Raw genomic sequence first — 23,670 nt, forward strand, 5'->3', positions numbered from 1 at the left:
CAGGGATAGGCGTCATGCAGCGCCAACAGCAGGGTTTCCAGCGCGCTGCTGCTGCGTGCCGGAGAGTGCAGGGGTCGGCGGGAGCGATCCTGCAACCCGGCGGCGCCGTGTTCAGCGAAGCGGGCCAGCCATTTGTAGCCGGTCTTGGGGCTGATGTTGAAGGCGTGGCACAGCGCACGGACATTGGCGCCAGGGGCTTGGGCCAGCAAGACGAATTCGTGGCGTGAGGACATGGTGGAATACTCCTTCCAAGGCATCGCCTGCTCCTGTGAATGGCAAGGCGATGATCATAAAAGGTGTTACCCATGTCTCCCGACAAGTGTTACCTATGTCTCCCGGCTGAACACACCGCGAAGCCCAACAGCTGATGGTAGCCATTACCCATGTTGGGCTTCATTTCATTCAACCCAACCTACAATGCCATCATCATTACGCCATTCGGGACGAGGTTTTTCATGAATCAGATCGCTCGCTCATCATGGCTGCTTGCCGTGCTTGCCCTGATGAGTGCATTGCAGGCAAATGCCGCACCGGCGCTGACTGCGACGGTGAGCAAGCTCAACCAGCCGGCCTGGCAGGAAATCAACGGCGAACAAATCCCGCTGAAACCCGGCATGGAAATCGCAGTGCAAAGCACCGTGGTCACCGGCAACAGCGGCCGCGTGGTGCTGCATCTGCCCGACGGTAGCGATCTGCAAGTGGGTGGAGATACCCATCTGCGCATCGATACGCTCGACAAACCCAGCGCCAAGGCACCGGTGAGCGAATCGTTCAAGCTGATCACCGGCGTCTTGCGCTTTGTCACTACCAAGCTCGCCAAAACCAAGCTGCGCGATGTGACGGTGCGGCTAAGCACCGCCACCATCGGCATCCGCGGCACGGATTTCTTTGCCGAGGTCGATGGCCCGGAAGAAAACGTCTGTCTGTTTGAAGGCAAGGTGGTCGTCAAAGACATGGATGGCAGCGGCTATCCACTGACCCAGGCGCGGCAGTTCTTCCATAAGGACACCGCGCAGGCCAAGCCGGTGCTGTCGTTTGCGGATGAGAAGCAGATTGCCGAGTGGCGCGGAAAGTGGGTCTTCCCGGCCAAGCCGTGAATCGGGGCGGCTTTGCTGCGCCCTGCGAACAGGAGCAAACAACCATGAACAAGATCCAGATAAGCATCGCCATGCTGGGGATGCTGTGGGGGCTGGCGACGTTCGCCAGCGCGGCGGAAGAGAAGATGGCTGCACCCGCCGCCGCCCCAAACGCGCCGGCTGCACCGGCCGACAAGATGGCGATGCCGAAGAAGCACCATCGGCATCGCGGCGCACATCAAGATGCCCGCGAATGCCTGAATCGCGACGGCGATATCAAGATTGCCGCCTGTGCGGAGCGGTATCGCTAAGAGCCTGTTCAAAGTCTTGCAAACCACCAACTTGAATCGCCGCAGGTTTTTACTTCCCCCTTTTTGTGCCGTGCGAATCTTTTGATTCGTTCAGATATTGGGGACTGAGGGGGATTTCGACGCTGGTAGATATTGAGATGTCGCAGAAATCCCCCCTAGCCCCCTTCAAAAAGGGGGGAATAACAACGTAAACGTTGCCAAAAAAGACTTGAACAACTTCGAAGGCCATCACCGGAAGACAAAATCTGCTGGCATGGAGAACACCGAGCAACGCAAAACCAGTACACAGAGAAACCAAGGCCCTGTGGATGATTTGCTTTTCTCTGTGGACTTTGTGTGCTCATTGCCCTCTGTGCCTACAGGTTTGAGGTTTTCGCGGTTGCGCATTGCCGCGTTTCGCAATCCAATAGCGCCCCATGACCGATAGCCTCATCCTCTTCACCGTTTCCCTGATCGCCAACACGCTCTCCGCCCTCGCTGGCGGCGGTGCCGGTTTGTTGCAGCTGCCCATCCTGCTGTTTCTGGGATTGCCGTTCGGCGTGGCGCTGGCAACGCACAAGCTGGCCTCCGTCGCACTCGGCGTAGGCGCAACGGCCCGGCATTTGCGCGCCGGCACGCTGGATTGGCGCTTTTCCAGCTTCATCCTGCTGTGCGGTCTGCCGGGCGTGGGGTTGGGCTCGTTGCTGATCCTGCATGTGCCGGAACACGCCGCGCTGTGGGGCCTGGCGATCCTGACCATCGGCTTGGCGCTGTATTCGATGGCCTCGCCAGGGCTGGGGCAGCACGCGACCGCCAGCAATCGTAGCGGACCACGCTTCTGGCTCGGCGGCTTGGTGCTGTTCCTGATCGGCGTACTCAACGGCTCGCTGACCAGCGGCACCGGGCTGTTCGTCACGCTGTGGCTGGTGGGTTGGTACGGACTGGATTACAAGGCCGCCGTGGCCTACACGCTGGTGCTGGTGGGGCTGTTCTGGAACGGCACCGGCGCGCTGACGCTGGCGATGCAGGCCGGCATCTACTGGCCGTGGGTGCCGGTGCTACTGGTGGCCTCGGTGCTGGGCGGCTATCTCGGCGCGCACTGGGCGCTGCTGAAGGGTAACCGCACGATCAAGCGGATGTTCGAGGGGGTGACGCTGGCGACGGGGTTGTATTTGTTTTACAAGGCGATGCGGTAGGCGGGTGGTGCGCTGGCTCAATCAGTTATGCGCCTACGGCACGGGTAAAGGCGTTACAGCGCGTTCCGCCGCGCGGCCGGGGAGGGGACTTTGTCTCGGGCTGTACGTATTCCTTTGGGCCCCCTCCACCCCAAAGGCGACCCTGCAAAAGCGTCTGGCACAAGCGCCAGATTCCCCCGCCAGCCAGCCCGACACGGGCGGGAATCGAAAACTCGGGCCAAGGCCCTCAAACACTCGATCCCCGAAACCCCCGTGCCGGACTGGCTGGCGGGGCGCTTTTGAAAGGGGGGGCAGACCATCTACTCCCCGGCCCTCTTCTTGAAGAAGAGGGTGACTTGGGTTGATGCGGCAATGCTGTTTCGTATCGCGGTGCCGGTGTTTTGCTCCCCTCGCCCGTTTACGGGAGAGGGGCGGGGGGTGAGGGTCGTACAACGTGCCGCGTTCTTTTCAGGCACCCTCTCCCTAACCCTCTCCCGCATGCGGGAGAGGGGATAAGTCTCCACAGCTAAAGACGTTTTACCCATGTTGCAGGCAAAATCATCCCCAGCCCGCCTAACTCCCTCCTGCGCAAGCCATGAAATTCCTCCCCACCGAGCGCTTCACCCCGAGCTTTTCCGCCCAAGCGCCCAGCGATGCGGCACACGTGCTGGCCTTTGTCGGCGACGACCTGTTGCTGACCGATGGCGATGCCCTGCCGCATCCGGCCTTTCTCACCGCGCTCGGGCAGCCGGAGTGCGATTACGGCATCGGCGATCTGGCGGGGGTGCCGTGCCGCTTGATGGCTTGGCCGCAAGGCACTGCAATGCCGGCAACGCTTTACACCGTGCCACTGCGCGCTGCGCATGGCCGCATTCACGACGAATTTTTCCTGGTTGCCGCCCGTGCCAAACAACTGCTGCATTGGGATCGCGATCACCGTTTCTGCGGCCGTTGCGGCACAGCAACCCGAGCAGCCGAGCACGAAGCTGCCAAGGTCTGCCCGGCCTGCAATAACCGGATGTACCCACGCGTATCACCCGCCATCATGGTGCTGATCCGCCGTGGCGATGAGCTGTTACTTGGCCGCTCTCCCCACTTCAAACCCGGCGTGTATAGCGCGCTGGCCGGCTTTGTGGAGCCGGGCGAAACGGCGGAAGCCTGCGTACACCGCGAGGTGATGGAGGAAGTCGGCATCAAGGTCGATAACCTGCGCTGGTTCGCCAGCCAGAGCTGGCCGTTCCCTCATTCCTTGATGCTGGCCTTCACCGCCGATTACGTCTCCGGCGAAATCGTGCCGCAGCCGGGCGAGATCGAAGATGCCCGCTGGTTCCGCTTCGACGCGCTGCCTGAGATGCCCTCCCCGGCGAGCATTGCCCGTGCGTTGATCGAGGCGGGGGTAGCGACGTTGCGGGATGACGCCCGCTGACCCGTAGCCCGGACGCATCCTGCGGCCGGGGTTTTTGTCACCTGATCCATTGCGACCAATACGCCGTTCGCAGGGTGGATTAGCCCTCGCGTGCGAAACTTGCTTCGCTCAGCTAAAAGGGGCGTAACCCACGCGAACGACATCGGCCCAGACTCCAACAGACGCTCCACCGCAATACACCGCGTGGGAACGCACCCGACAAAATCCACACCTCGAAATCCGGTCGGCATCACCCGATGACCCATTGCCACCCCGGCCGGCCAAGCCGTCCGGGCTACGTTCAATTCCATCGCCATCTTTCATTTTATCTTTTATTTCTGTATAAACAGAAATAACAGTAATTAACTTATCCAGGCAACGACGGAGGAAAGCATCATGGACATCGTCATCACCCTGCTCATCGCGCAAGGCTTGATGGGCGCATTCGATACGCTCTATCACCATGAACTCACCGTGGCCTTGCCGCGCAAGCCATCGGCGCGATTGGAGCTTTCCATCCATGCCATCCGTGCCTTGTTGTACGGCGTAGTGTTCGGCGGCCTCGCGTGGTTTGAATGGCGTGGCGCGTGGGTGCTGGTGTTGGCCGCCTTGGTGCTGGTCGAAGTCGGCCTGACGCTGTGGGACTTCGTGGTCGAAGACAACTCACGCAAGCTGCCATCCACCGAACGCGTGCTGCACACGGTATTAGCCATCAATGGCGGCGCGTTGTTTGGACTGTTGGCGCTGCATGCGGCGCAACACTGGTGGCCGCAGCCCAGCGCCTTGGTTAGCGCGGACTACGGCTGGCGGGCGTGGGTGTTGAGCGTGTTTGCGCTCGGCGTCGCGATCTCCGGCGTGCGGGATGGCATCGCCGCCTGGCAATTGGGCCATCGCGCACCGGCCGACAATGATCTTGCCGAACTGTTCTCCGGCCCGCCGCAACGCATTCTGGTCACTGGCGGCACCGGTTTTATCGGCGAGGCGCTGGTCAATCAATTGCTCGCCGATGGCCACGACGTCACCGTGCTGACCCGCGATCCGCTGACCGCCGCCTACCTGTTCGACGGCCGCGCCCGCTGCCTGCGCGATCTGGATACGCTCCACCCCGATTCTGCTTTCGATGCCGTGATCAATCTGGCCGGTGCGCCAGTCGTCGGCGGGCGCTGGAGCGCGCAACGCAAGGCGCGTTTGCTCGCCAGCCGCGTCGGCACAACAGAGCGGGTGGTCGATCAAATGCGGCTGGCAACCCACAAGCCTGCGGTGTGGATCAACGCCTCGGCCATCGGCTACTACGGCGACCGGCCGGCCGACGAGCCGCTGCCGGAATCCGCCGCAGCGGGTAGCGGCTTCATGCATGAGCTGTGCCAACGCTGGGAGGATGCAGCGGCCGGTGTCGATGCGCTCGGCATCCGTCGCGTGGTGCTGCGCTTCGGTCTGGTATTCGGCCCCGGTGGATCGCTGCCCATGTTGCTGCTGCCGTTCCGCTTCGGCTTGGGTGGCCGCATGGGCGACGGTCGGCAGGTGATGAGCTGGGTGCATCGCGATGACGTGTTGGCCATGATCGCCCGTGCCCTGCATGACTCGACTATGCGCGGCATCTACAACGCCGTCGCGCCGGAAGCCGTGCCGCAAGCCGAATTCGCCCGCACCGCCGGCCGCGTGCTGCATCGCCCAGCGTGGTTCCCGGTGCCGGCTTGGCCGATCCAGCTGTTGGCGGGCGAAATGGCGCAGCTGTTCATCGGCGGCCAACGCGTGGTGCCGCAACGTTTGCTCGATGCCGGTTTTGTCTTCCGTTACCCGACAGTGGAATCAGCACTACGGGCGGAGGCATGAAGCATGGCTGCGCTCTATGAATCCGTACTCGGCAGCGACTTTGGCCGGCTGCTACCGCTGCTGCAGAGGCTGCATCGCAACCACGATCTGCTGTGGCAGGGTGAAGCCGATATCCAATGGGGACACCATCCGCTGCTGCGGGCATTGCTGAAACTCGGCGGCTTGCCACGTGAAGGCCGGGGAGTGCCTTGCTCAGTGCGCTTGAGCGCGGACGGAACCCGCGAATGCTGGCAGCGCAACTTTGCCGGGCGGGCGATGGTGTCTTGGCAGCATGCCGACCAAGCCATGCTGTTCGAAAGCTTTGGGCCGTTTCGGCTGCGACTCACCAATCGTCTGGTTAGTGGCCGGCTGGTGCAACGTAGTGTGGCAACGCGATTTCTGGGGCTGCCGTTGCCGAAGCGTTTCGGCCTGCGTGTACGCGCGCATGAACAGGTGCGGGATGGGCAGATGCGGTTCGATGTGAGCATCGGTCTGGCGTGCGGGCTGCGGTTGATTCGGTATCGTGGCTGGCTGGTCGCGCAATGACCCACTCTACAAAACCCACCACGTAGCCCGGACGGCTTTGCCGGCCGGGGTGCAGTTAGAGCCTGTTCAAAGCCTCTTTTGGCAACGGGTTACGTTGCCATCCCCCCTTTTTGAAGGGGGGTCAGGGGGGATTTCTACGGCATATCAATATTCACCGGCGTCGAAATCCCCCTCAATCCCCCTTCAAGGAAGGGGGAGGTTAAAACCCCTGGCTTCGATCGATGCCATTGGCAAGATCGTAAACAGCCTCTTAGAACGCGGCCCCGGCCGGCAAGCCGTCCGGGCTACGGTTGCAGCATCAAACATGGCTATCGCGAGCAAGCTCGCTCCTACACAATGCGGCAGCGCCGAAACGCGCGTAATCACGAGCCTAAACCCGATGACCTCCCCCACCCTCTACCTGCTCGGCGGCAACGGCAGTTGTGCCGAATGGTGGCAAGACGCGCTGTCGTCTTTCCAGCACTACCAGCCCGAACCGGTCGAGCTGCCCGGCTTCGGCAACAACCCGCAGCCGCCATGCAGCAGCATCGCCGAACTGGCTGATGCGCTGCTGGCGCAAACGCAGCCGGGGCAGGCGATCTACGGGGTGGGGGTCAATTCGCTGGTGGTGCTGCACGCGCTGGTCAAGCAGCCCAGGCATTTCAGCCGGGTGATTCTGCAATCGCCAGTTGGTGCATTCCTGTGGGAGCGGCGCTTGCCGAAAATCATGGGCTGGCGGCCGTTGCGGGCGTTGGCGCATTGGCTGGTCGGCCATTATCCGCAGCGCTTCCATCGCAAGTTCTCGACGCAACGCTGGACGACAGCGCAATACGCCCGCATGGGCGACGGCTATCGGCGTTGCCGGGCTTTTGAGCCGTACTGGGACATCATGCGCGCCGATGCGGCGCTGACCTTGTTCGACCGGATCGAAACGCCGATCGAACTCATCTGGGGCCAACACGATGGCGTGATTCCTTGGGAACAGGCGGCAGCGTGGGAAGGGGTTCTGTGCCGCGCCGAACTGAGCGTGACCTTGCAACCGGATTGGGGTCATTACCCGTGGATCGATGATCCGGCCGGCTTTGCGAGTTGGGTTGAAGCGCCAGCGCCGGGCTTTGCCGCGCACACCAAGGCCGGACGTTTGCAGTTGGCGGAAGTCGCCGGCCTGCCGGTGCCGGCGCGGCTGACGCCGCAATCCGCTATCGATCCACGCCTTGCCCGTCTGCTGGCCGCCCACCCTGCCGCCACTTGGGCCGTGCGTTCATCCAGCTTCATGGAAGACAAGATCGATCACGCCAATGCCGGCCTCACGCGCACCTTCTTGCGGGTCACTGCTGCTGACGTACCAGCCCGCGTGACCGAGCTATTGGCCGATGGCGTCGAGGAAGTGGTGGTGCAGTGCTTTATCGAGCCAACCGTCTCCGGCATTGCCTTCGCCCGGCATGTGGCAGCCGAAGTGGAATGGGTGGACGGTCATCTGGAAGCACTGGCGGATGGCCACGTGGTGCCTCATCGAGCAGTGCTATCCCGCATTGGCGGCGCATGGGAAGTTAGCGATTTTCCGGCCACGCAGGGGCTGACGCGACAAGCGTTATGGGCCTTCCTGCAAGCCGTGGTGCGGACCTTCCATTACGCCCATCTCGATATCGAATGGGCGTGGGACGGTCAGGCATTGCATCTGCTGCAAGCCCGCCCGGTAACGACCTACCCGTGGCGGCGGCATCTGACGGCGGCCAATATCGGCGAAATCCTGCCGCCTGCGCCTAGCCGCTTGGTGGAATACGCCCAACGCCGCGCCGCCGCCAGCATCCCCGCCATCTGGGCGCGTTGGGATGGCCGCGTACTGGCGGACAACGAACCGTTCACCGCGCTGGCGGGAGACGCGAGCTACATCAACAACGATCTGTTCCTGGCGCGATTGGCCGATTGGGGACTGCCGTCGACGCAATATGCGGCGGAAGTCGGTGGGGCCGCACCTGCCTTGCCATTTCGGCCGGGCCGCTTGCTGCGCAATGCACCGACTTTGCTGTCGATGCTGTACCAGTCACGCCGGGCCTTGGCGGAGCTGGAGCCCGGCTTGCGGCGCTTCGATGCCGAATTGCGTCAGCTCATTGCTGGCGGCGCGGATGGGCAAACGCTGGCGGACTGGTTCACGCGGTTTTACGTGTTCGTGGTGCAAGGCAATCTGTGTATTGGCGCGGCGATTTCGACTGCGGGCGGCGGCTGGCTCGGGCAGCGGGCGACGGCGTATCAGGCACTGGCCGATGCACCGCATCGCGTGCCGTATGAAACCGATCCAGCCTCGCCACGCACTTCGGGCGCGGATTTGCCGATTCAACCTTTCCCGGTTTGGCCCGCCGCCATCCGCTTGGCGCATCACGCCGGGCTGCCGGGGCTGCGCGGCTATTACACCGAAGTGCGCGAGTGGTATCGGGACAACCTGATGCGAGTGTTCTATCGCCTGCATCACGCCGTTCCAGCCGAGGGCCGGGCGCACTGGTTTGCGCCGCACACCTCACCACGCGAGCACAGCGGCAGTTTCTGGCAGGACGGCAGCGGGCAGACGGCGCAGGACTTCGGCTTCGTGATCGTGCCGGGCAGTGCGGAGGGCATCGTCGGCGTGGATATCCTGCTGGTCGATACGCTCGACCCCGGCCAATACACCAGCTACCGCGCCGCCAAGGCGGTGATCGCCCGCTCCGGCGGCAAGCTGTCGCACGGTTCGACGTTGCTGCGCGAGCTGGGCAAGCCATCGGCAATTGCACCGGATACCGATCCGTCCTGGCTGGGGCGTGCGGCGCGTTATTGCGATGGACGTCTGGAAGCGACGGAGACCTAGCGGACGATCAGCCTTTGCGGTGATTCAACACCAGCATGGCAATGACGCCGGCGACCAGCCCCCAAAATGCAGCACCAATCCCGAACAGCGTGACCCCGGATGCAGTCACCAGAAAGGTGATCAGCGCCGGTTCACGCTGGGTGTCGTCACGCACGGCGGCGAGCAGGCCATTGCCAATCGTGTTGATCAACGCCAAGCCGGCGACGGCCAGCACCAACTCTTTCGGGAAGGCGGCAAACAACGCCCCCACCGTCGCACCGAACAAGCCAACCAGCAGATAGAACACGCCGGCAGCCACGGCGGCGAGGTAGCGCTTGTTGGCGTCTTCGTGCGCTTCCGGCCCCATGCAAATGGCGGCGGTGATAGCGGCGAGGTTGGCGGCGAAGGCTCCGAATGGCGCGAGGATCAGCGCGGCGATGCCGGTCCAGCCGATGATGGGCGAGATCGGTGGTTGGTAGCCGGATGCACGCAGCACGGCCACGCCGGGAATATTCTGCGATGCCATGGTCACGATGAACAACGGCAAGGCCACGCCGACAATGGCATGCCACGAGAACGTCGGCATGGTGAACACCGGCTTCGCCAATTCGAAATGCACATCGCCCAGATGCAACTGGCCTTGCACGCCAGCAATCGCGCAGCCCACCGCCAGCACGCCGACAATGGCATAGCGCGGCAACGCGCGGCGCAGGATCAGGTAGGTGGCAAACATCGCCCCCACCATCGCGAGCTGCGCGTGCATGGCGGAAAACGCCCCCATGCCGAAGCGCAGCAGCACACCCGCCAACATGGCCGCGGCCAGCGCAATCGGCACCTTGACCATCGCCCGCTCGAACCAGCCGGAAAAGCCTGCCAGCGCGATCAACGTGGCGGATACGAAAAACGCGCCGATCGCCTCCGGCATCGATACGCCTGCGACGCTCGTCACCAGCATCGCGGCACCGGGCGTCGACCAGGCCGTGACGACCGGCACCTTGTAGCGCAGCGACAGGCCGATACAGGTCAGCCCCATCGCCAAGCCCAGCGCCCACATCCACGATGCGATCTCCGCCGGCCCGGCACCCAGCGCCTGCGCGGCCTGGAAGACGATGACGGCGGAACTGGTAAAGCCGACCAGCACGGTGACGAATCCTGCGGTCAGGGTGGAGAGGTGGAAGCGGGACATGGGGACATTCCGTGGCGATTTGTTTGGCATTGTTGCGGATCAAGACCCACAGCGGGCAGAGACACAAGTTTGGGGGATTGGGGCGAACAGTCTTGTGGGCCGCCGTGTGCTCGAAGAGTGGGTAGAGCAATGCCCACACGGATTCGCGCAATCCATGATCGAAGGGTATCGCTGTGTGCTCAACCCATCCTGCAAAAGCGCCCTCACCCCCGGCCCCTCTCCCGTAAACGGGCGAGGGGAGCAAAACGCCAGCATCACAACACGAAACACCATTGCCGCATCAATCCAAGTCACCCTCTCCTTCAAGGAGAGGGCCGGGAAGTAGATGGTCTGCCCCCCTTTCAAAAGCGCCCCGCCAGCCAGTCCGGCTCGGGGGTTTCGGGGATCGAGTGTTGAGGGCTTTAGCCCGAGTTTTCGATTCCCGCCCGTGACGGGCTGGCTGGCGGGGGCATCTGGCGCTTGCGACAGACGCTTTTGCAGGGTCGCCTTTGGGGTGGAGGGGGCTTTGGCGAGACAAAGCCCCCTCCCCGTCCGCGCGGCGGAACGCGCTGTAATGCCTTTACTCGCGCCAACGGCGCATAAATCAGTAGCGCTGTTTCAAGCCGCGCAACTCGGTGGGTTACGGCCTTCAGGCCTAACCCATCCCACAAAGACTGACACCCCGTTGACGCCAATCCACCCCACACGTTATGGTATTGGCATGTCGCATCGCACCATCCCCACTTCCGTCGTCGTATCCATTACCTGGTGGCTAAAAGCCCCCAGGCGGTAGTGCGTTGCCGACGCACCACCGCTTAGCCGCGGTGGTGTGACAATCCAGAATTCCTCCCCCATCGCGGCCCTTTCGAAGTCCCCAAGGAGCCGTGCATGAACCAGACCGTCGCCCTTCCCGCTGCCACTAACCGCAATGCCGAACAACTCGGCGTGCTGTTTGCCGTGTTGTCCGCCACCGGGTTCGCCACCAAGGCCGTCTTCGTCAAACTCGCCTACCGCTATGGCGTGGATGCGATCACGCTGCTGGCGATGCGCCTGATCGGCACGCTGGTAATTCTCGGCATGATCCGGCTGGCTTGGCGGCGGCCGGCGCAAGCGCCGATTTCGCGGCAGGATTATGGCTGGCTGATTTTGCTGGGGCTGCTGGGCTATTACCTCTCTAGCGTGCTGGACTTCATCGGTTTGCAAACCGTGAGCGCGGGTCTGGAGCGACTGGTGCTGTATCTCTACCCGACTCTCACGGTGCTGTTCTCCGCCCTCTATCTGAAAACAGCCGTGACCGGCCGGATGATCAAGGCGCTGGTGCTCACCTATGTCGGTATCGCGCTGGTGGTCGGGCCGGGGCTGCTGAACGCGCATGGCGATATCGCCGGCGTGCTGTGGGTGGCCGGCAGTACGGTGGCGTTTGCGCTCTATCTGACTTTCAGCCCGCCGGTGATCAAGCGCGTGGGTTCGATGCGCTTTACCGAGCTGGCGCTGACGGTCTCTGCCATTGCGATGCTGGCCCACTTCTTCGTCACCCATCCGGCCAACGCCTTGATCCAGCCGTGGCCGGTGTATGCCTATGCCGGCATCACCGCGCTCTTCGCCACCGTATTGCCGCTGTACATGATGGCCTTCGCCATGAGCCGGATCGGCGCGGGCCGGACGGCGGTGGTGGGCAGTTTCGGGCCGATCATCACCATCGTGCTCAGCCTGGGCATCCTCGATGAACATCTGAGCCTGATCCAGTGGCTGGGCGCGGCGGTGGTGTTTGCCGGGGTGGCGCTGGTCAGCCGCAAATAGCCGAACATTGCGCTAAGCTCCGCGTATCCGCTCAAGAGGAGACACCGATGGCCGACGACAACATCACCCGCTTCCGTTTCGAAGACATCGGCAAAGGCCGCGACGACTGGATGCGCGAACGTGAGCTGCTGCAGCGCTTCAATGACGAGCACACCAGTCACGAGGAACGGCAGGCGTTGTTGCTGGAATTGTTTGCCGAAGCGGAGGGTGCGAATGTTTCCCCGCCGCTGCTGCTGGCCAGAGGCCGGCAGGTGCAGCTGGGGCGCAAGGTATTCATCAACAGCAATGTGGCGATTGGGGGTGGCGCGCCCGTCACCATCGGCCATCACACGTTGATCGGGCCGAACGTGCAGATCATCACCGGCACCCATCCGGTCGATCCGGCCGAGCGCCAGCGTTGGGCGTTCTGGGCGGCACCGATCACGATTGGCGAGAATGTGTGGATCGGCGCATCGGCCATCATTTGCGGCGGCGTCACCATTGGCGACCACAGCGTCATCGGTGCCGGCAGCGTAGTGACCAAGGATATTCCGGCCTGCGTGCTGGCGGCCGGCAATCCGTGCCGGGTGATCCGCGAGCTTGATCCGCCTGATCCGGCGACGTTGTACGAGCTCAATCCCTAGTTGCCGCAATCCATTAAGCAAAAAAAATGGCCGGAGCAAACGCCCGGCCATTCAATCGGATGGAAACGAAACCATGCCAACGGCATGACCTCATGGAGGCCATATTTGCCCAACCGCAAGAATTAGTCAACGCTGATATTCGATTCATTTGCAATTCGATCACACCTGAATCGAACGCTCACTTCGGCCCACGTCATGTTCAACACGGGCCATGCCAGCATCCCGAACATCGGCAGCCCTTATCCGCGGCCGATTTGTTGGGTAAAATCAACGCTTTTTGGGGTCGGGCACATGATTCAGGTCGGCGTGGTAATGGGCAGCAACAGTGACTGGGAAGTCATGAAGCACGCGGCCGAACAGTTGCAAGCCTTTGGCGTTGCATTCGAATGCAAGGTGGTCTCCGCCCACCGTACGCCGGATCTCATGTTCGAATATGCCGAGACGGCCGCTGCTCGCGGCATTCAGGCCATCATCGCCGGCGCGGGCGGTGCAGCGCACTTGCCGGGCATGCTCGCCGCCAAGACCATCGTGCCGGTGCTGGGCGTGCCGGTGCCATCCAAATATCTGCGCGGCGAGGATTCGCTGCTCTCCATCGCACAAATGCCCAAGGGCATCCCGGTGGCGACCTTCGCCATCGGCGAAGCCGGTGCTGCCAATGCCGCGCTGTTTGCCGTTGCCATGCTCGCCAATGGCAACCCGGAACTCGCCGCCAAGCTGGCCGCCTTCCGCGAACGCCAAAAGCAGACCGTGCTGGCGATGGAACTGCCGCCGGTCTGACCGGTAATCACCGATGGACGAGCTGGAACGCTGGCAGCGCATCATCAACGGCGGCTTTGTGCGCTGTCTGCTGGTACGCGGCCTGTTGGGCTGGAGCCTGCCGTTCTGCTTGCTGTTCGGCGCAGTGCGCACAATGCTGAATGATCCGGGCCCGTACTGGCGGCATGCCGTCGCCGGTTGGCCATTGGCCATTGGCGCCGGGCTGATTTACGGGCTGGGCCTGTGGGGATTTGCCAAGCTGCAACTCACCCGCGCCCGCCAAACTCAAGAAAAAAAGGAAGACTGATGGCTGGAAAGCCGATTCTGCCGCCCGCGATGCTCGGCATCCTCGGTGGCGGCCAACTGGGCCGCATGTTCGCGACCGCCGCCAAGACCATGGGCTACCGCGTGACAGTGCTCGATCCGGACGCCCACGCGCCGGCTGCCGATTTCGCCGACGTACACCTGGTCAAGCCCTACACCGATCCGGAAGCACTGGCCGAACTGGCCCGCACCTGTGCCGCCGTCACCACCGAATTCGAGAACGTCAACGCCGACAGCATGCGCTGGCTCGCCAGCCACGGCGTGCCGGTCAGCCCGTCCGGCGATTGCGTGGCGATTGCACAAGATCGCGTGGCGGAGAAGAACTTCATCCGCAACGCCGGCCTCGCCACCGCGCCCTTCCTCGCCATCAACAACGCGGGCGATCTGAACGTCGACCTGACCCCCTACCTGCCCGGCATCCTGAAAACCGCCCGCCTGGGTTATGACGGCAAGGGCCAGACGCGCGTGCAAACCGCCGAGGACGCTCGCGCCGCGCACGCTGACCTGAAACACCAACCCTGCGTGCTGGAAAAGATGATGCCGCTGGAGCTGGAAGTCTCGGTGATCGTCACCCGCACCAGCGCCAACGAGATCGCCTGTTTCCCGGTGGCAGAGAACGAACACGCCAACGGCATTCTCGATGTTTCCATCGTACCGGCGCGCATCAAGCCGGCCGTCACCGACCGTGCCCGCCAGATGGCAATCACGCTGGCGCAGAAGCTCAATTACGTCGGCGTGCTGGCGGTCGAGTTCTTCGTGCTGGAAGGCGATGAGTTGGTCATCAACGAAATGGCGCCGCGTCCGCACAACTCCGGCCATTACACGCTCGACGCCACACTCACCAGCCAGTTCGAGCAGCAAGTGCGTGCCATGTGCCACCTCTACCCAGGCAAGACCGATCTGCTGCGGCCAACGGTGATGGTCAACCTGCTCGGCGACGTGTGGAAAGACGACGGCGGCGAACCGAATTGGGATGTGCTGCTCACCGCGCCCAACGTCAAGCTGCATCTGTACGGCAAACGCGACGCCCGTGTGGGCCGCAAGATGGGCCACTACAACGTGCTGGCCGCAACGGCCGACGACGCGCTCGAACAGGCGCAGGCGATCAAGGACACCTTGTAAATGGCCGACGTGACGGACTGGCTGGCGCGTTTCCAAACCGCGCTTTCCCCCGCCGCCGATCCCGCCGGCGCTACTGCAATGGCCGCCTATATGCGCGGCCATTTTGCTTATCTGGGCGTGGCCACGCCGTTGCGCCGCCAGCTGACCAAAACGCTGGTACGCGAAGCCCGCAGCAGCCTCGACGAAGTCACGCTGCTCAACCTGTGCGACGCCCTCTGGCGCGAATCGCAGCGCGAATATCAATACGCCGCCTGCGATCTGCTCGATGCCTGCAGCAAATCACTCACTCCTGCCGCCTTGCCACGGCTTGAAGCACTGGTCACCAGCAAGTCATGGTGGGATACCGTGGACGACCTCGCCGGCGACATTATTGGTGGCTTGGTATTGCGTCACCGTGCACTGGTGCCACGCATGGATGAGCTGGTGCGCCACCCTGACCTGTGGCTGCGCCGTACCGCGATCCTTTACCAGCTCGGCTGGAAAACGGAAACCGACCAGCCTCGTCTGTTCGCCGCCTGCCTCGCGAATGCCGCCGACCCCGATTTCTTCATCCGCAAAGCCATCGGCTGGGGGCTGCGGCAATATGCCCGCGTTGCGCCGGATGAGGTACGCAACTTCCTGCTGGTCCATCGCAATGTGCTCTCGCCGCTCTCGGTGCGCGAGGCGGGCAAGCATCTCGGCTAAGCGCATCTGTCGATGCACTGGACCTTGTAGGAGCGAGCTTGCTCGCGATTGCAACATTTCAAATTCAACGGTGCTATCGCGAGCAAGCTCGCTCCTACAGAGGTGACACCGGGGGATGCGGCCGCCCCGGCCAGCAAGCCGTCCGGGCTACGGTTAAACACACTCCATCCGCTCCGCTGGCTCGCCCGAGCCAAGTGCGTTACGCTGGGCATCAGTCTTTCACGACATTTCCTCAAAATCGCAATGACCGAAAGCAGCTCTTCAACGCCCAGTGCCGACAACGAACTCGACCAGATCCGCGCCCTGCTCAACAACCACAAGGACGAAGCGATTGTTCGCTGCGAACGGCTGATCCAGCGCGCTCGTGCCGAGCGGGATACCGACACCCAGCTGGCCGCCGCCGAGCTGTATGGGCTGGTGAAGAATTTCGAAGGCCGCAATCTGCTGTTCGAAGCCCTGCAACTGGCGCAGGCCGTGCACGCCTTTGCCGCCGAGGCGCGCCTCTCCGAGCAGATCGCCCGCAGCTACTACACCACCGGTGACTATCGGCTGGCGCTGCAATATTGGACGCGTTGCGTCGAGCTATCCGACGAACAAGGCGGCGAGGTGCAGACCTGGATATTTGGCAAAGTCGGGCTGGGACAGGTACACGATGCGCTCGGCAATCACGCCCAAGCCGTCAACCAGCACCGGGCAGCACTATCGCGCATGACCGAGCTGGATGACCCCTATCTGGATGCCAAGATTCGCATCAATCTGGCCGTCAACCTCGCGCCACTCGGCGCCACACTCGAAGCCAAGGTGCTGTTGTCTGAAGCGCTGACACTGTGTCTGGAACACTACCTGCTCGATTACGCCGCCGAGGCGCGTTACCGCTTGGGCGAAATCGAGCTGAACGACGGTGATCTGGCCAACGCAGCGGTCGATCTGGCCGAAGCGCGCAGCCTGGCGCAACAAATCAATTACGTCTGGGCCGAAGTCGGCATCGTCACCCTGCAGGCCGAAGTGCAGGCCCGGCAGCAACAGGCTGCCGCAGCGCTCGTCACCGTCAACGAAGGCATTGCGCTGGCCGAGCGCAGCGATTACCAGCACCACCTGCAGAAATTGCACGCCGCCGCCGCGCGCTATGCCGAGATGATCGGCGATGTGGCACTGGCCTACCGCCATCTGCAGGCCCATGTGCGCTATCAAGGTGCGCTCGGCAAAGCCACCCAGCCGGTTACGCAAGCGGCGGATGGCCTGCTGCCCAGCGCCTCACGCCGGCTGGCCGAACTGGCCTCGAACCCCGAACTGGAACAATCGCAGCCCGATGCCGCTCGCTCGACGATTCTGGGCGAGGCGGTCAGCATTCTCACCGTCGCGGCGGCCAGTGTGTGGCGGCTCGACGACGGCGGCGACACCCTACGCTGCGTCGATGCGCACGGCACCTCGCGGCCGGTACGCGAATGCACGTGGACACGCGCCCGTTTCCCGGCCCTGTTCGCTTGGCTGGATCACCCCACGCCGCTGGTCGCCCACGATGCCATCCACCACCGCCACACCTGGGAGCTGGCGGCCGAAGAGCTACGGCTGCGCGGCATCAAATCCCTGCTGGCCTGGCCGATCCGCGCCGGTGGCCGGGTACGGGCGATTCTCCTGGTTGAACATTGCGGCAGCCAACGCAACTGGACGCCGGATGACTGTCTGTTTGGCGGACTGCTGGCCGATTTGATGAACCGCGTGCAAGTGAATGCGGAGCGGCAAAGTCTGGAAGCCGCGCTCGCCAACCTGCAAACCGAGTTGCAAAGCGCCAACCGCCTGCTGGCCGAGCACGCCAAGGCAACACCACCCTCAACACCAACCTCCGCCACCGCCTCTGCGGCCATGCGTGCGGCACTCGGTCACCTCGCCCGTGCTGACGAAATGTTGCAAGGCGGCCAGCACCTCGCCGCACTCGCACAAAGCGTTGAAACCCCGCTCGCCACCGCGCAGTCCGCCACCGCCAGCCTGGTGCGCCAGCTACACGCCGTCGATATCGAGCTGGAGCTGGGCCAACAGCGCACCATCGTGCTCCGCGATGTGCTCGTCAGCTGCCGCCGCACCAGCCAGATGGTGCAACACCAACTCGACCGTATCGAAAACGCGCTGCATGAGTTTCGCCAGGAAGCGCGCCCGGTTCGCTGATTTGCCATATCAGATACGGATCGGCCGCAATGCTCCAGTAGCCCGGACGGCTTCGCCGGCCGGGAGCTGCGGTGGATACGGAGCAACCCCGGCCGCAAGAAACGCGTCCGGGCTACAAAGGCCGACGCTTCCACATCAACTATCGAGCACTTAAAACAGGAAGTACCGCGCAACTCGCGGTCGTGACCCGTAGCACGGACGGCTTCGCCGGCCGGGAGCTGCGGTGGATACGGAGCAACCCCGGCCGCAAGAAACGCGTCCGGGCTACAAAGGCCGACGCCTCCACACCAACTATCGAGCACTTAAAACAGGAAGTACCGCTCAACTCGCGGTCGTGACCCATAGCCCGGACGGCTGCGCCGGCCGGGAGCTGCAATGGATACGGAGCAACCCCGGCCGCAAAGAACGCGTCCGGGCTACACTGGGCGGATGGTTCAATACCGACGCAACCTTATTCCCGGTGGTACGTATTTCTTCACGCTCACGCTGCACGACCGCCGTTCAAGCTGGCTCACCGACCATATCGACGCCCTGAGAGATGCAATCGCCGAGGTACAGGCTCGTAGGTCATTTCAAATCGTTGCCGCCGTGGTGCTGCCCGAACATTTGCATATGGTCTGGCGTTTGCCCGATAGCGACAGTGATTACGCCAGCCGTTGGGCGCAAATCAAGCGTCGTTTCAATGGCCATCTGAAAGCAGCTGAAATCCCAATCCCCAAAGATGCGCGTGGCGAAACGCTGATCTGGCAGAGACGCTATTGGGAACACACGATCCGCGACGATGCGGATTTCGCAGCGCATGTCGACTACATCCATTACAACCCGGTGAAACATGGCTTGGTCGAACAGGTGATCGACTGGCCGTATTCGTCATTTCACCGATATGTATCAGCGGGCCTTTTGCCGCAGGATTGGGGCGGTAGTGACTCCGTCATGGCGACGGGCGAGCCATAGAGCGGAACCGGCATCGGCGATTGTGCCCTAGTCACCCCGGCCGCAAAAAGCGCGTCCGGGCTACAGAAGCCGACGCTCCCACTCCAACTATTGAGTGCTTAAAACCGGGAAGTGCCGCACAGCTCGTAGCCGTGACACGTAGCCCGGACGGCTTCGCCGGCCGGGAGCTGCAATCGATACGAAGCGACCCCGGCCGCAAAGAACGCGTCCGGGCTACGTGGGGTACCGGTAGACGCTCACTTCAACCATCGATCTACCCCCATATGCCCCGCACACGGCTTCGGTGTTTTCTTGAAACTGTAGCTGCGGTCATTGCACAAGGCCGTCGCCCCCTCCGGCACATCATGGTGGGTGGCTTCGAACGTCATGTGGGGTTTGGTCGGTTGTGGCGCGGGCACCGATGCGGTGATGTCGGCGGCGCAGAGGCCGGACCACGCTAGCGCCAGAAGGGCCAACGTGGTCGGAACGATGGGAAGACGGCATCGCATCGGAGTTCGCCTGGCTACCCGTACCGCAGGGGCGGCGCTTATTCCCAGTCTTCGACTTCGTAAAACTCATCGCCATCCGGGTAGCGCTCGAAGGCGCTGCCGACCGGCGAGTCCAGCAGTGGCACGATAGCCGGGTCGTAATTCGCCAGCGTATTCATCTTGAAGATGCCGTGATTCTTCGGGTTGTCCATGTATTCGTCGGACTCGTCACCGGCGAGGAAGCGCCAGCCGCTGTCGTCCGGGTCGACCGGCTCTTCGCGAAACATGAAGCCAACCAGTGCGCCGTCGACCACGATCCGGTCGGTGGCAAAGCAATCGCCGTAGCCGCTGACAAGCGGTTTGAGTTCATGGGTGCCGAGTTTGTAATGCTTGGCCATGGTCGTCTCCTTTATATAAGCCGTATATCTACCCAGCGTGCCGCCTTGCTGTTCATAACGCAAGTTAAAGTCTGCAACGGCGTTATACAATTGCGGGATTCTTTCTCACGGAAATTCGCCATGCCCGGCCTGACTACGACCGACCTCAAAAGCCTCAAGAAAATCTACTCCGGCAAGGTGCGCGATCTGTACGAGATCGATGACCAACGCATGCTGATGATCGCCACGGATCGCCTGTCCGCCTTCGACGTGATCCTGGCCGAGCCGATTCCAGACAAGGGCAAGATCCTCACTGCGATTTCCAACTTCTGGTTCGACAAACTCAAGGACGTAGTGCCGAGCCACTTCACCGGCGACCAACCGGAAGACGTGGTCAGCGCGGAAGACCGCCCGCAAGTCGAAGGCCGCGCCGTCGTGGTCAAGCGCCTGAAGCCGGTGCCGGTGGAAGCCATCGTGCGCGGCTATATCGCCGGTTCGGGCTGGAAGGAATACAAGGCGCAGGGCACGGTGTGCGGCATTCAGCTGCCGGTTGGCCTGCTAGAAGCGGACAAGCTGCCGGAGCCGATCTTCACCCCGTCGACCAAGGCGGCGGTCGGCGATCACGACGAGAACATTTCCTACGAGCGTTGCGAGGAAATCCTCGGCGCAGAACTCGCCGCCAAAGTGCGCGACACCGCGATTGCGCTCTACAAGACCGCCCGCGAATTCGCCGCCACCCGCGGCATCATCATCGGCGATACCAAGTTTGAATTCGGTCTGGATGAGCACGGCACGCTGTGCCTGATGGACGAAGCGCTCACCCCCGATTCCAGCCGTTTCTGGCCGGCCGACCAATACAAGCCTGGCATCAGCCCGCCCAGCTACGACAAGCAGTTCGTGCGGGACTGGCTGGAAACCACCGGCTGGAACAAGACCCCGCCAGCCCCGGCGCTGCCGCTGGAAGTCGCCGAGAAGACGGCAGCCAAGTATCGTGAAGCGCTGGAAAAGCTGACCAAGTAATCGTCAGCATCAATGAAAAGGCCGGGCATCCCCGGCCTTTTTCAATGGCGTTGCGCCACTCACGCAACCAGCTTCTTCGCAATCTTCGCCACATGCTCGCCCTGAAAGCGGGCCACCTCCAGCTCGTTGTTCGAGGGTTGCCGGCTGCCATCGCCACCAGCCAGCGTCGAGGCGCCATAGGGACTGCCGCCGGTAATCTCGTTCATGTTCACCAGGCCCTGACACGAGTACGGCACGCCGACGATGACCATGCCCTGGTGCAACAACGTGGTGTGGAAGGAAGTGATCGTCGTTTCCTGCCCGCCGTGCTGGGTGCCGGTCGAAGTAAACACGCTGCCGACCTTGCCGATCAGCGCGCCTTTCATCCAGAGCCCACCGGTCTGATCGAGGAAATTGCGCATCTGCGCACACATATTGCCGAAGCGGGTCGGCGTGCCGAAGATCACCGCATCGTAATCGGCCAGCTCAGCCGGCGTGGCGATGGGCGCATCCTGATCGACCTTGGCACCGGCCTTGCGCGCCACGTCTTCCGGCAACAGATCGGCGACACGCTTGAGCGTGACTTCCACGCCTTCAACCCGTTTCGCACCTTCGACAACGGCCTTGGCCATCGTCTCGATATGGCCGTACATCGAGTAATACACCACCAGAATCTTGGTCATTACGCTGCTCTCCATCGTTCGCTTGCGGGCATGGCGACGGGACCGCGGGAATCGAACCCGTGGCCGGTGCCGGGCTTTCCAGCATAGCGACGGCTGATGGTTTTGTTGGCAGTGCGTCAGCGGATCAGCAGCCGGGCGGCAGTCAGCCCGGCACAGGTTCCGGGGGCAGAAACGTGGAGATAAACGCCGCGCCGGGTGCTTGGGACTGGGCGAGCTGGCGCGTGGCAACACGATAGAGCGATTCGAAATCGCTGCCGTCATGCGGATAAATGGCGAGGCTGGCGCTGGCGGCGACCGGCACCGCCACCTCGTCATGATCGACCACCCAATCGTGCAGGGCAGCCCGTACCTCGCCAAGCAGCAAGCGCGCTTCTTCGCTATCGCGGCATGCGCTCAGCACGCAGAACGCATCACCGCCGACGCGGCCCAACACATCATGCGGGCCGAGCGCCTTGCGCAAGCGGATGGCGCAATCCTGCAGCACCAGATCACCAGTGCCATGCCCGTAGCGTGCGTTGATGGCGCGGAAGCGATCGAGATCGATCAGGATCAGGCCGTGTGGCTGCCCTTGCTTGCCGGCGCGGCGGAATTCACGCCGTACGGTTTCCTCGAAACCACGCCGGTTCAACGTACCGGTCAGCGCATCGAAACGCACCAACCGGCCGATGCGCTGCTTGAGCCGCAAGGCATGCAGCTGCGGCCACAGCAAGGCCTGCACCAATAGCATCTGCGCCGGCATGCTCAGCACAAGCGCGGTACTGAAGCCGCTGCCAAAGCCAAAACGAGACGTCGCTGTGTCGGTAAAACCCCGCACCAAGACCACGCCCCAGCACAGCGCATACACGCCCTGCCCGATCAGCAAGGCAATGCGCGGCGAGGATTCTTCCTTGCCGGCGCGAAGCAACACGCCAATCCGCAGCACCGTGAACAACAGACAAGCCAATGCCAATGCGGCCAGCTGAGCGCTTTCGGCAAAGGCATTGAAGGATAGAAATGCAGCGAGGGCGATCGCCAGGGCCGGGGGCATGAAGATGGTGACGGTATTGCTGCTGCGCCCATAGTACTCGCGGCAGCCAAAGAGGAAGAACGCTTCGGCCAGTGCCCACGCGCCGACGGCCAGCCAGACCGGTGCCAGCGCGGAGAGCACCGCAGCCAGCACGCCGGTCAGTGCTGCCAACGTCAGCGACGATAGGCCACGTTCCGGGTGACTGGTACTCAACATGGCGAAACTGACAAATCCAAGCACTGCCAATAGGCAGGAAATAAGCGCCACGGTCTCAAACATTCTTGTATCTATTTGATCTTATTGAATGAATTGGAAAAATTGCTTGAATTTACGAACCGGCTGCAACTTACCATTGGCGTTATTTCTGCAAACATCCAGTCAGCCAGCCGGCGATTCTGTCCGATATTCGGTGGGCCGACCGACAAGAATGTGTGGCGCAGATCACAGATTCGCGCTAAACAGCGGCATCTTCGTTCTCATCATGAGATTGTCATGTCCGTCCTGATTTGCGGCTCCCTCGCCTACGACACCATCATGGTCTTCCCGGACCAGTTCAAGCGGCACATCCTGCCGGACAAGATTCACATGCTGTCGGTGTCCTTCCTGGTGCCGGAAATGCGCCGCGAATTCGGCGGCTGCGCCGGCAACACGGCATACACACTCAAAATGCTCGGCGATGACCCGTTGATCTTCGCCACTGCCGGCAGCGACTTCGGCCCGTACGCCGCACGGCTGGATCAGCTGGGCATCTCCCGTGACGGCATCAAGGTGTTGCCGGAACACTTCACGGGCCAGTGTTTCATCACCACCGATCTGGACGACAACCAGATCAACGCCTTCCACCCTGGCGCAATGAACTTCGCCCACTTCCTGCGCGTGGCCGATGTGCAGCAACCGCTTCGCTTCGGCATCGTCATGCCGGATGGCAAGCAGGGCATGATCGAGCACACCGAACAGCTGGCAGCCGCTGGCATCCCGTTCATCTTCGACCCCGGTCAGGGCTTGCCGATGTTCGATGGGCCGGAGCTGCTGCGCCTGATCGAACTGGCGGACTACCTGACGCTGAACGACTACGAGGCCGAGATGGTGATGCAGAAAACCGGCCTGTCGCTGGAACAGCTGGCCGCAGAGGTAAAAGCCCTGGTCGTCACGCTGGGCGGTGAAGGCGCACACATTTACGCCGACGGCGTACGTCACGATATCCCCGTGGTGCCAGCCAGCGCCGTGGTCGACCCGACCGGTTGCGGCGATGCGTTCCGCGCCGGCCTGCTGTACGGCATCACGCGTAACTGGACATGGGCGCAAACTGGACGTCTGGCGAGCCTGTTGGGATCGATCAAGATCGAGCAACGCGGTGCGCAGAATCATGTGTTCACACCGGCCTCGATCCGGGCGCGATTTGAGGCGACGTTTGGCGAAGGATGGCCGGGCTGATAGCCAGCCGAA

General features: G+C 62.6%; 23 protein-coding genes. 17 read left to right on the top strand and 6 right to left on the bottom strand.

All coding sequences use genetic code 11. The features are described 5' to 3' along the window. A partial coding sequence (locus BR41_RS06590) for a helix-turn-helix domain-containing protein (RefSeq protein WP_156970585.1) occupies positions 1 to 257 on the bottom strand: 257 nt, incomplete at its 3' end. Between the two features lie 198 nt (positions 258 to 455). Between BR41_RS06590 and BR41_RS06595 the strand changes: the two genes are divergently transcribed. From BR41_RS06595 to BR41_RS06630, 7 genes are all read left to right on the top strand, one after another. Continuing rightward, positions 456 to 1,097 (top strand): FecR family protein, encoded by a 642-nt coding sequence (locus BR41_RS06595; RefSeq protein ID WP_169741259.1) that lies wholly within the window; start codon positions 456 to 458, stop codon positions 1,095 to 1,097. A gap of 44 nt (positions 1,098 to 1,141) precedes the next feature. Beyond that, entirely contained in the window at positions 1,142 to 1,387 is a 246-nt protein-coding gene (locus BR41_RS06600) for a hypothetical protein (protein ID WP_035054432.1), read from the top strand. 416 nt (positions 1,388 to 1,803) lie between these two features. Then, the gene (locus BR41_RS06610; protein ID WP_035054436.1) at positions 1,804 to 2,562 is read left to right on the top strand and encodes a sulfite exporter TauE/SafE family protein; all 759 of its coding nucleotides are present in this window, start codon (positions 1,804 to 1,806) and stop codon (positions 2,560 to 2,562) included. Between the two features lie 574 nt (positions 2,563 to 3,136). After that, on the top strand, positions 3,137 to 3,967 hold the full coding sequence (gene nudC, locus BR41_RS06615; protein ID WP_051710375.1) for an NAD(+) diphosphatase: 831 nt from the start codon (positions 3,137 to 3,139) through the stop codon (positions 3,965 to 3,967). Between the two features lie 375 nt (positions 3,968 to 4,342). Further along, entirely contained in the window at positions 4,343 to 5,779 is a 1,437-nt protein-coding gene (locus BR41_RS06620) for a TIGR01777 family oxidoreductase (protein WP_035054438.1), read from the top strand. 3 nt (positions 5,780 to 5,782) lie between these two features. Continuing rightward, positions 5,783 to 6,304 (top strand): DUF4166 domain-containing protein, encoded by a 522-nt coding sequence (locus tag BR41_RS06625; protein WP_035054440.1) that lies wholly within the window; start codon positions 5,783 to 5,785, stop codon positions 6,302 to 6,304. Positions 6,305 to 6,683: 379 nt separating this feature from the next. Then, the gene (locus BR41_RS06630) at positions 6,684 to 9,122 is read left to right on the top strand and encodes a PEP-utilizing enzyme (RefSeq protein WP_035054441.1); all 2,439 of its coding nucleotides are present in this window, start codon (positions 6,684 to 6,686) and stop codon (positions 9,120 to 9,122) included. A gap of 7 nt (positions 9,123 to 9,129) precedes the next feature. Here the strand turns inward: BR41_RS06630 and BR41_RS06635 are convergent, their stop codons facing one another. Further along, entirely contained in the window at positions 9,130 to 10,287 is a 1,158-nt protein-coding gene (locus BR41_RS06635) for a benzoate/H(+) symporter BenE family transporter (protein WP_035054443.1), read from the bottom strand. Positions 10,288 to 11,154: 867 nt separating this feature from the next. Here BR41_RS06635 and BR41_RS06645 point away from each other — a divergent pair. The 8 genes from BR41_RS06645 to BR41_RS06680 all read left to right on the top strand — a co-directional run bounded on the left by BR41_RS06645 (position 11,155) and on the right by BR41_RS06680 (position 18,692). Continuing rightward, positions 11,155 to 12,066 (top strand): DMT family transporter, encoded by a 912-nt coding sequence (locus BR41_RS06645; RefSeq protein WP_035054447.1) that lies wholly within the window; start codon positions 11,155 to 11,157, stop codon positions 12,064 to 12,066. A 47-nt stretch (positions 12,067 to 12,113) separates the two neighbouring features. Next, positions 12,114 to 12,689, top strand: coding sequence for a sugar O-acetyltransferase (locus BR41_RS25390; RefSeq protein WP_051710377.1), 576 nt, complete (start codon positions 12,114 to 12,116; stop codon positions 12,687 to 12,689). A gap of 291 nt (positions 12,690 to 12,980) precedes the next feature. After that, the gene (purE, locus tag BR41_RS06655) at positions 12,981 to 13,466 is read left to right on the top strand and encodes a 5-(carboxyamino)imidazole ribonucleotide mutase (RefSeq protein ID WP_035054921.1); all 486 of its coding nucleotides are present in this window, start codon (positions 12,981 to 12,983) and stop codon (positions 13,464 to 13,466) included. 13 nt (positions 13,467 to 13,479) lie between these two features. After that, positions 13,480 to 13,752, top strand: a complete 273-nt coding sequence (locus BR41_RS06660; RefSeq protein ID WP_035054453.1) for a hypothetical protein — start codon at positions 13,480 to 13,482, stop codon at positions 13,750 to 13,752. Further along, positions 13,752 to 14,891, top strand: a complete 1,140-nt coding sequence (locus tag BR41_RS06665) for a 5-(carboxyamino)imidazole ribonucleotide synthase (protein WP_035054455.1) — start codon at positions 13,752 to 13,754, stop codon at positions 14,889 to 14,891. Before BR41_RS06660 ends, BR41_RS06665 begins: the two co-directional genes overlap by 1 nt. Next, a complete protein-coding gene (locus BR41_RS06670) occupies positions 14,892 to 15,575 on the top strand; it encodes a DNA alkylation repair protein (RefSeq protein WP_035054458.1) in 684 nt (227 codons plus the stop codon). Positions 15,576 to 15,818: 243 nt separating this feature from the next. After that, positions 15,819 to 17,738: a GAF domain-containing protein gene (locus tag BR41_RS06675; protein WP_035054460.1), complete on the top strand. Its 1,920-nt coding sequence runs from the start codon at positions 15,819 to 15,821 to the stop codon at positions 17,736 to 17,738. A gap of 429 nt (positions 17,739 to 18,167) precedes the next feature. Beyond that, positions 18,168 to 18,692, top strand: a complete 525-nt coding sequence (locus BR41_RS06680) for an REP-associated tyrosine transposase (RefSeq protein ID WP_035054462.1) — start codon at positions 18,168 to 18,170, stop codon at positions 18,690 to 18,692. 236 nt (positions 18,693 to 18,928) lie between these two features. Here BR41_RS06680 and BR41_RS23510 read toward each other — a convergent pair whose 3' ends face one another. Together BR41_RS23510 and BR41_RS06685 are read right to left on the bottom strand one after the other, a co-directional pair. Next, positions 18,929 to 19,180 (bottom strand): DUF3761 domain-containing protein, encoded by a 252-nt coding sequence (locus BR41_RS23510; RefSeq protein ID WP_084186890.1) that lies wholly within the window; start codon positions 19,178 to 19,180, stop codon positions 18,929 to 18,931. 38 nt (positions 19,181 to 19,218) lie between these two features. Further along, on the bottom strand, positions 19,219 to 19,557 hold the full coding sequence (locus tag BR41_RS06685; protein WP_035054464.1) for a DUF2185 domain-containing protein: 339 nt from the start codon (positions 19,555 to 19,557) through the stop codon (positions 19,219 to 19,221). 120 nt (positions 19,558 to 19,677) lie between these two features. On the opposite strand from BR41_RS06685, the gene BR41_RS06690 reads away from it, so the two are divergent. After that, positions 19,678 to 20,556, top strand: coding sequence for a phosphoribosylaminoimidazolesuccinocarboxamide synthase (locus tag BR41_RS06690; protein ID WP_035054466.1), 879 nt, complete (start codon positions 19,678 to 19,680; stop codon positions 20,554 to 20,556). Positions 20,557 to 20,615: 59 nt separating this feature from the next. Here the strand turns inward: BR41_RS06690 and wrbA are convergent, their stop codons facing one another. Beyond that, entirely contained in the window at positions 20,616 to 21,218 is a 603-nt protein-coding gene (gene wrbA / locus BR41_RS06695; protein WP_035054467.1) for an NAD(P)H:quinone oxidoreductase, read from the bottom strand. A 142-nt stretch (positions 21,219 to 21,360) separates the two neighbouring features. Continuing rightward, positions 21,361 to 22,440: a GGDEF domain-containing protein gene (locus BR41_RS06700; RefSeq protein ID WP_169741260.1), complete on the bottom strand. Its 1,080-nt coding sequence runs from the start codon at positions 22,438 to 22,440 to the stop codon at positions 21,361 to 21,363. A gap of 276 nt (positions 22,441 to 22,716) precedes the next feature. Between BR41_RS06700 and BR41_RS06705 the strand changes: the two genes are divergently transcribed. Continuing rightward, the gene (locus tag BR41_RS06705; protein ID WP_035054471.1) at positions 22,717 to 23,658 is read left to right on the top strand and encodes a carbohydrate kinase family protein; all 942 of its coding nucleotides are present in this window, start codon (positions 22,717 to 22,719) and stop codon (positions 23,656 to 23,658) included. Positions 23,659 to 23,670 lie beyond the last annotated feature (12 nt).

This window comes from Andreprevotia chitinilytica DSM 18519 (assembly GCF_000711875.1).
Taxonomy (GTDB): domain Bacteria; phylum Pseudomonadota; class Gammaproteobacteria; order Burkholderiales; family Chitinibacteraceae; genus Andreprevotia; species Andreprevotia chitinilytica.

What these genes read in the sequence shown, in the direction of transcription:
- purE (WP_035054921.1), top strand. Translation starts at nt 12,981, where the DNA reads ATGATTCAGGTCGGCGTGGTAATGGGCAGCAACAGTGACTGGGAAGTC.
- BR41_RS06610 (WP_035054436.1), top strand. Translation starts at nt 1,804, where the DNA reads ATGACCGATAGCCTCATCCTCTTCACCGTTTCCCTGATCGCCAACACG.
- BR41_RS25390 (WP_051710377.1), top strand. Translation starts at nt 12,114, where the DNA reads ATGGCCGACGACAACATCACCCGCTTCCGTTTCGAAGACATCGGCAAA.
- nudC (WP_051710375.1), top strand. Translation starts at nt 3,137, where the DNA reads ATGAAATTCCTCCCCACCGAGCGCTTCACCCCGAGCTTTTCCGCCCAA.
- BR41_RS06675 (WP_035054460.1), top strand. Translation starts at nt 15,819, where the DNA reads ATGACCGAAAGCAGCTCTTCAACGCCCAGTGCCGACAACGAACTCGAC.
- BR41_RS06700 (WP_169741260.1), bottom strand. Translation starts at nt 22,440, where the DNA reads ATGTTGAGTACCAGTCACCCGGAACGTGGCCTATCGTCGCTGACGTTG.
- BR41_RS06645 (WP_035054447.1), top strand. Translation starts at nt 11,155, where the DNA reads ATGAACCAGACCGTCGCCCTTCCCGCTGCCACTAACCGCAATGCCGAA.
- BR41_RS06705 (WP_035054471.1), top strand. Translation starts at nt 22,717, where the DNA reads ATGTCCGTCCTGATTTGCGGCTCCCTCGCCTACGACACCATCATGGTC.
- BR41_RS06625 (WP_035054440.1), top strand. Translation starts at nt 5,783, where the DNA reads ATGGCTGCGCTCTATGAATCCGTACTCGGCAGCGACTTTGGCCGGCTG.
- BR41_RS06620 (WP_035054438.1), top strand. Translation starts at nt 4,343, where the DNA reads ATGGACATCGTCATCACCCTGCTCATCGCGCAAGGCTTGATGGGCGCA.
- BR41_RS06660 (WP_035054453.1), top strand. Translation starts at nt 13,480, where the DNA reads ATGGACGAGCTGGAACGCTGGCAGCGCATCATCAACGGCGGCTTTGTG.
- BR41_RS06635 (WP_035054443.1), bottom strand. Translation starts at nt 10,287, where the DNA reads ATGTCCCGCTTCCACCTCTCCACCCTGACCGCAGGATTCGTCACCGTG.
- wrbA (WP_035054467.1), bottom strand. Translation starts at nt 21,218, where the DNA reads ATGACCAAGATTCTGGTGGTGTATTACTCGATGTACGGCCATATCGAG.
- BR41_RS06685 (WP_035054464.1), bottom strand. Translation starts at nt 19,557, where the DNA reads ATGGCCAAGCATTACAAACTCGGCACCCATGAACTCAAACCGCTTGTC.
- BR41_RS06600 (WP_035054432.1), top strand. Translation starts at nt 1,142, where the DNA reads ATGAACAAGATCCAGATAAGCATCGCCATGCTGGGGATGCTGTGGGGG.
- BR41_RS06665 (WP_035054455.1), top strand. Translation starts at nt 13,752, where the DNA reads ATGGCTGGAAAGCCGATTCTGCCGCCCGCGATGCTCGGCATCCTCGGT.
- BR41_RS23510 (WP_084186890.1), bottom strand. Translation starts at nt 19,180, where the DNA reads ATGCGATGCCGTCTTCCCATCGTTCCGACCACGTTGGCCCTTCTGGCG.
- BR41_RS06630 (WP_035054441.1), top strand. Translation starts at nt 6,684, where the DNA reads ATGACCTCCCCCACCCTCTACCTGCTCGGCGGCAACGGCAGTTGTGCC.
- BR41_RS06690 (WP_035054466.1), top strand. Translation starts at nt 19,678, where the DNA reads ATGCCCGGCCTGACTACGACCGACCTCAAAAGCCTCAAGAAAATCTAC.
- BR41_RS06595 (WP_169741259.1), top strand. Translation starts at nt 456, where the DNA reads ATGAATCAGATCGCTCGCTCATCATGGCTGCTTGCCGTGCTTGCCCTG.
- BR41_RS06680 (WP_035054462.1), top strand. Translation starts at nt 18,168, where the DNA reads ATGGTTCAATACCGACGCAACCTTATTCCCGGTGGTACGTATTTCTTC.
- BR41_RS06670 (WP_035054458.1), top strand. Translation starts at nt 14,892, where the DNA reads ATGGCCGACGTGACGGACTGGCTGGCGCGTTTCCAAACCGCGCTTTCC.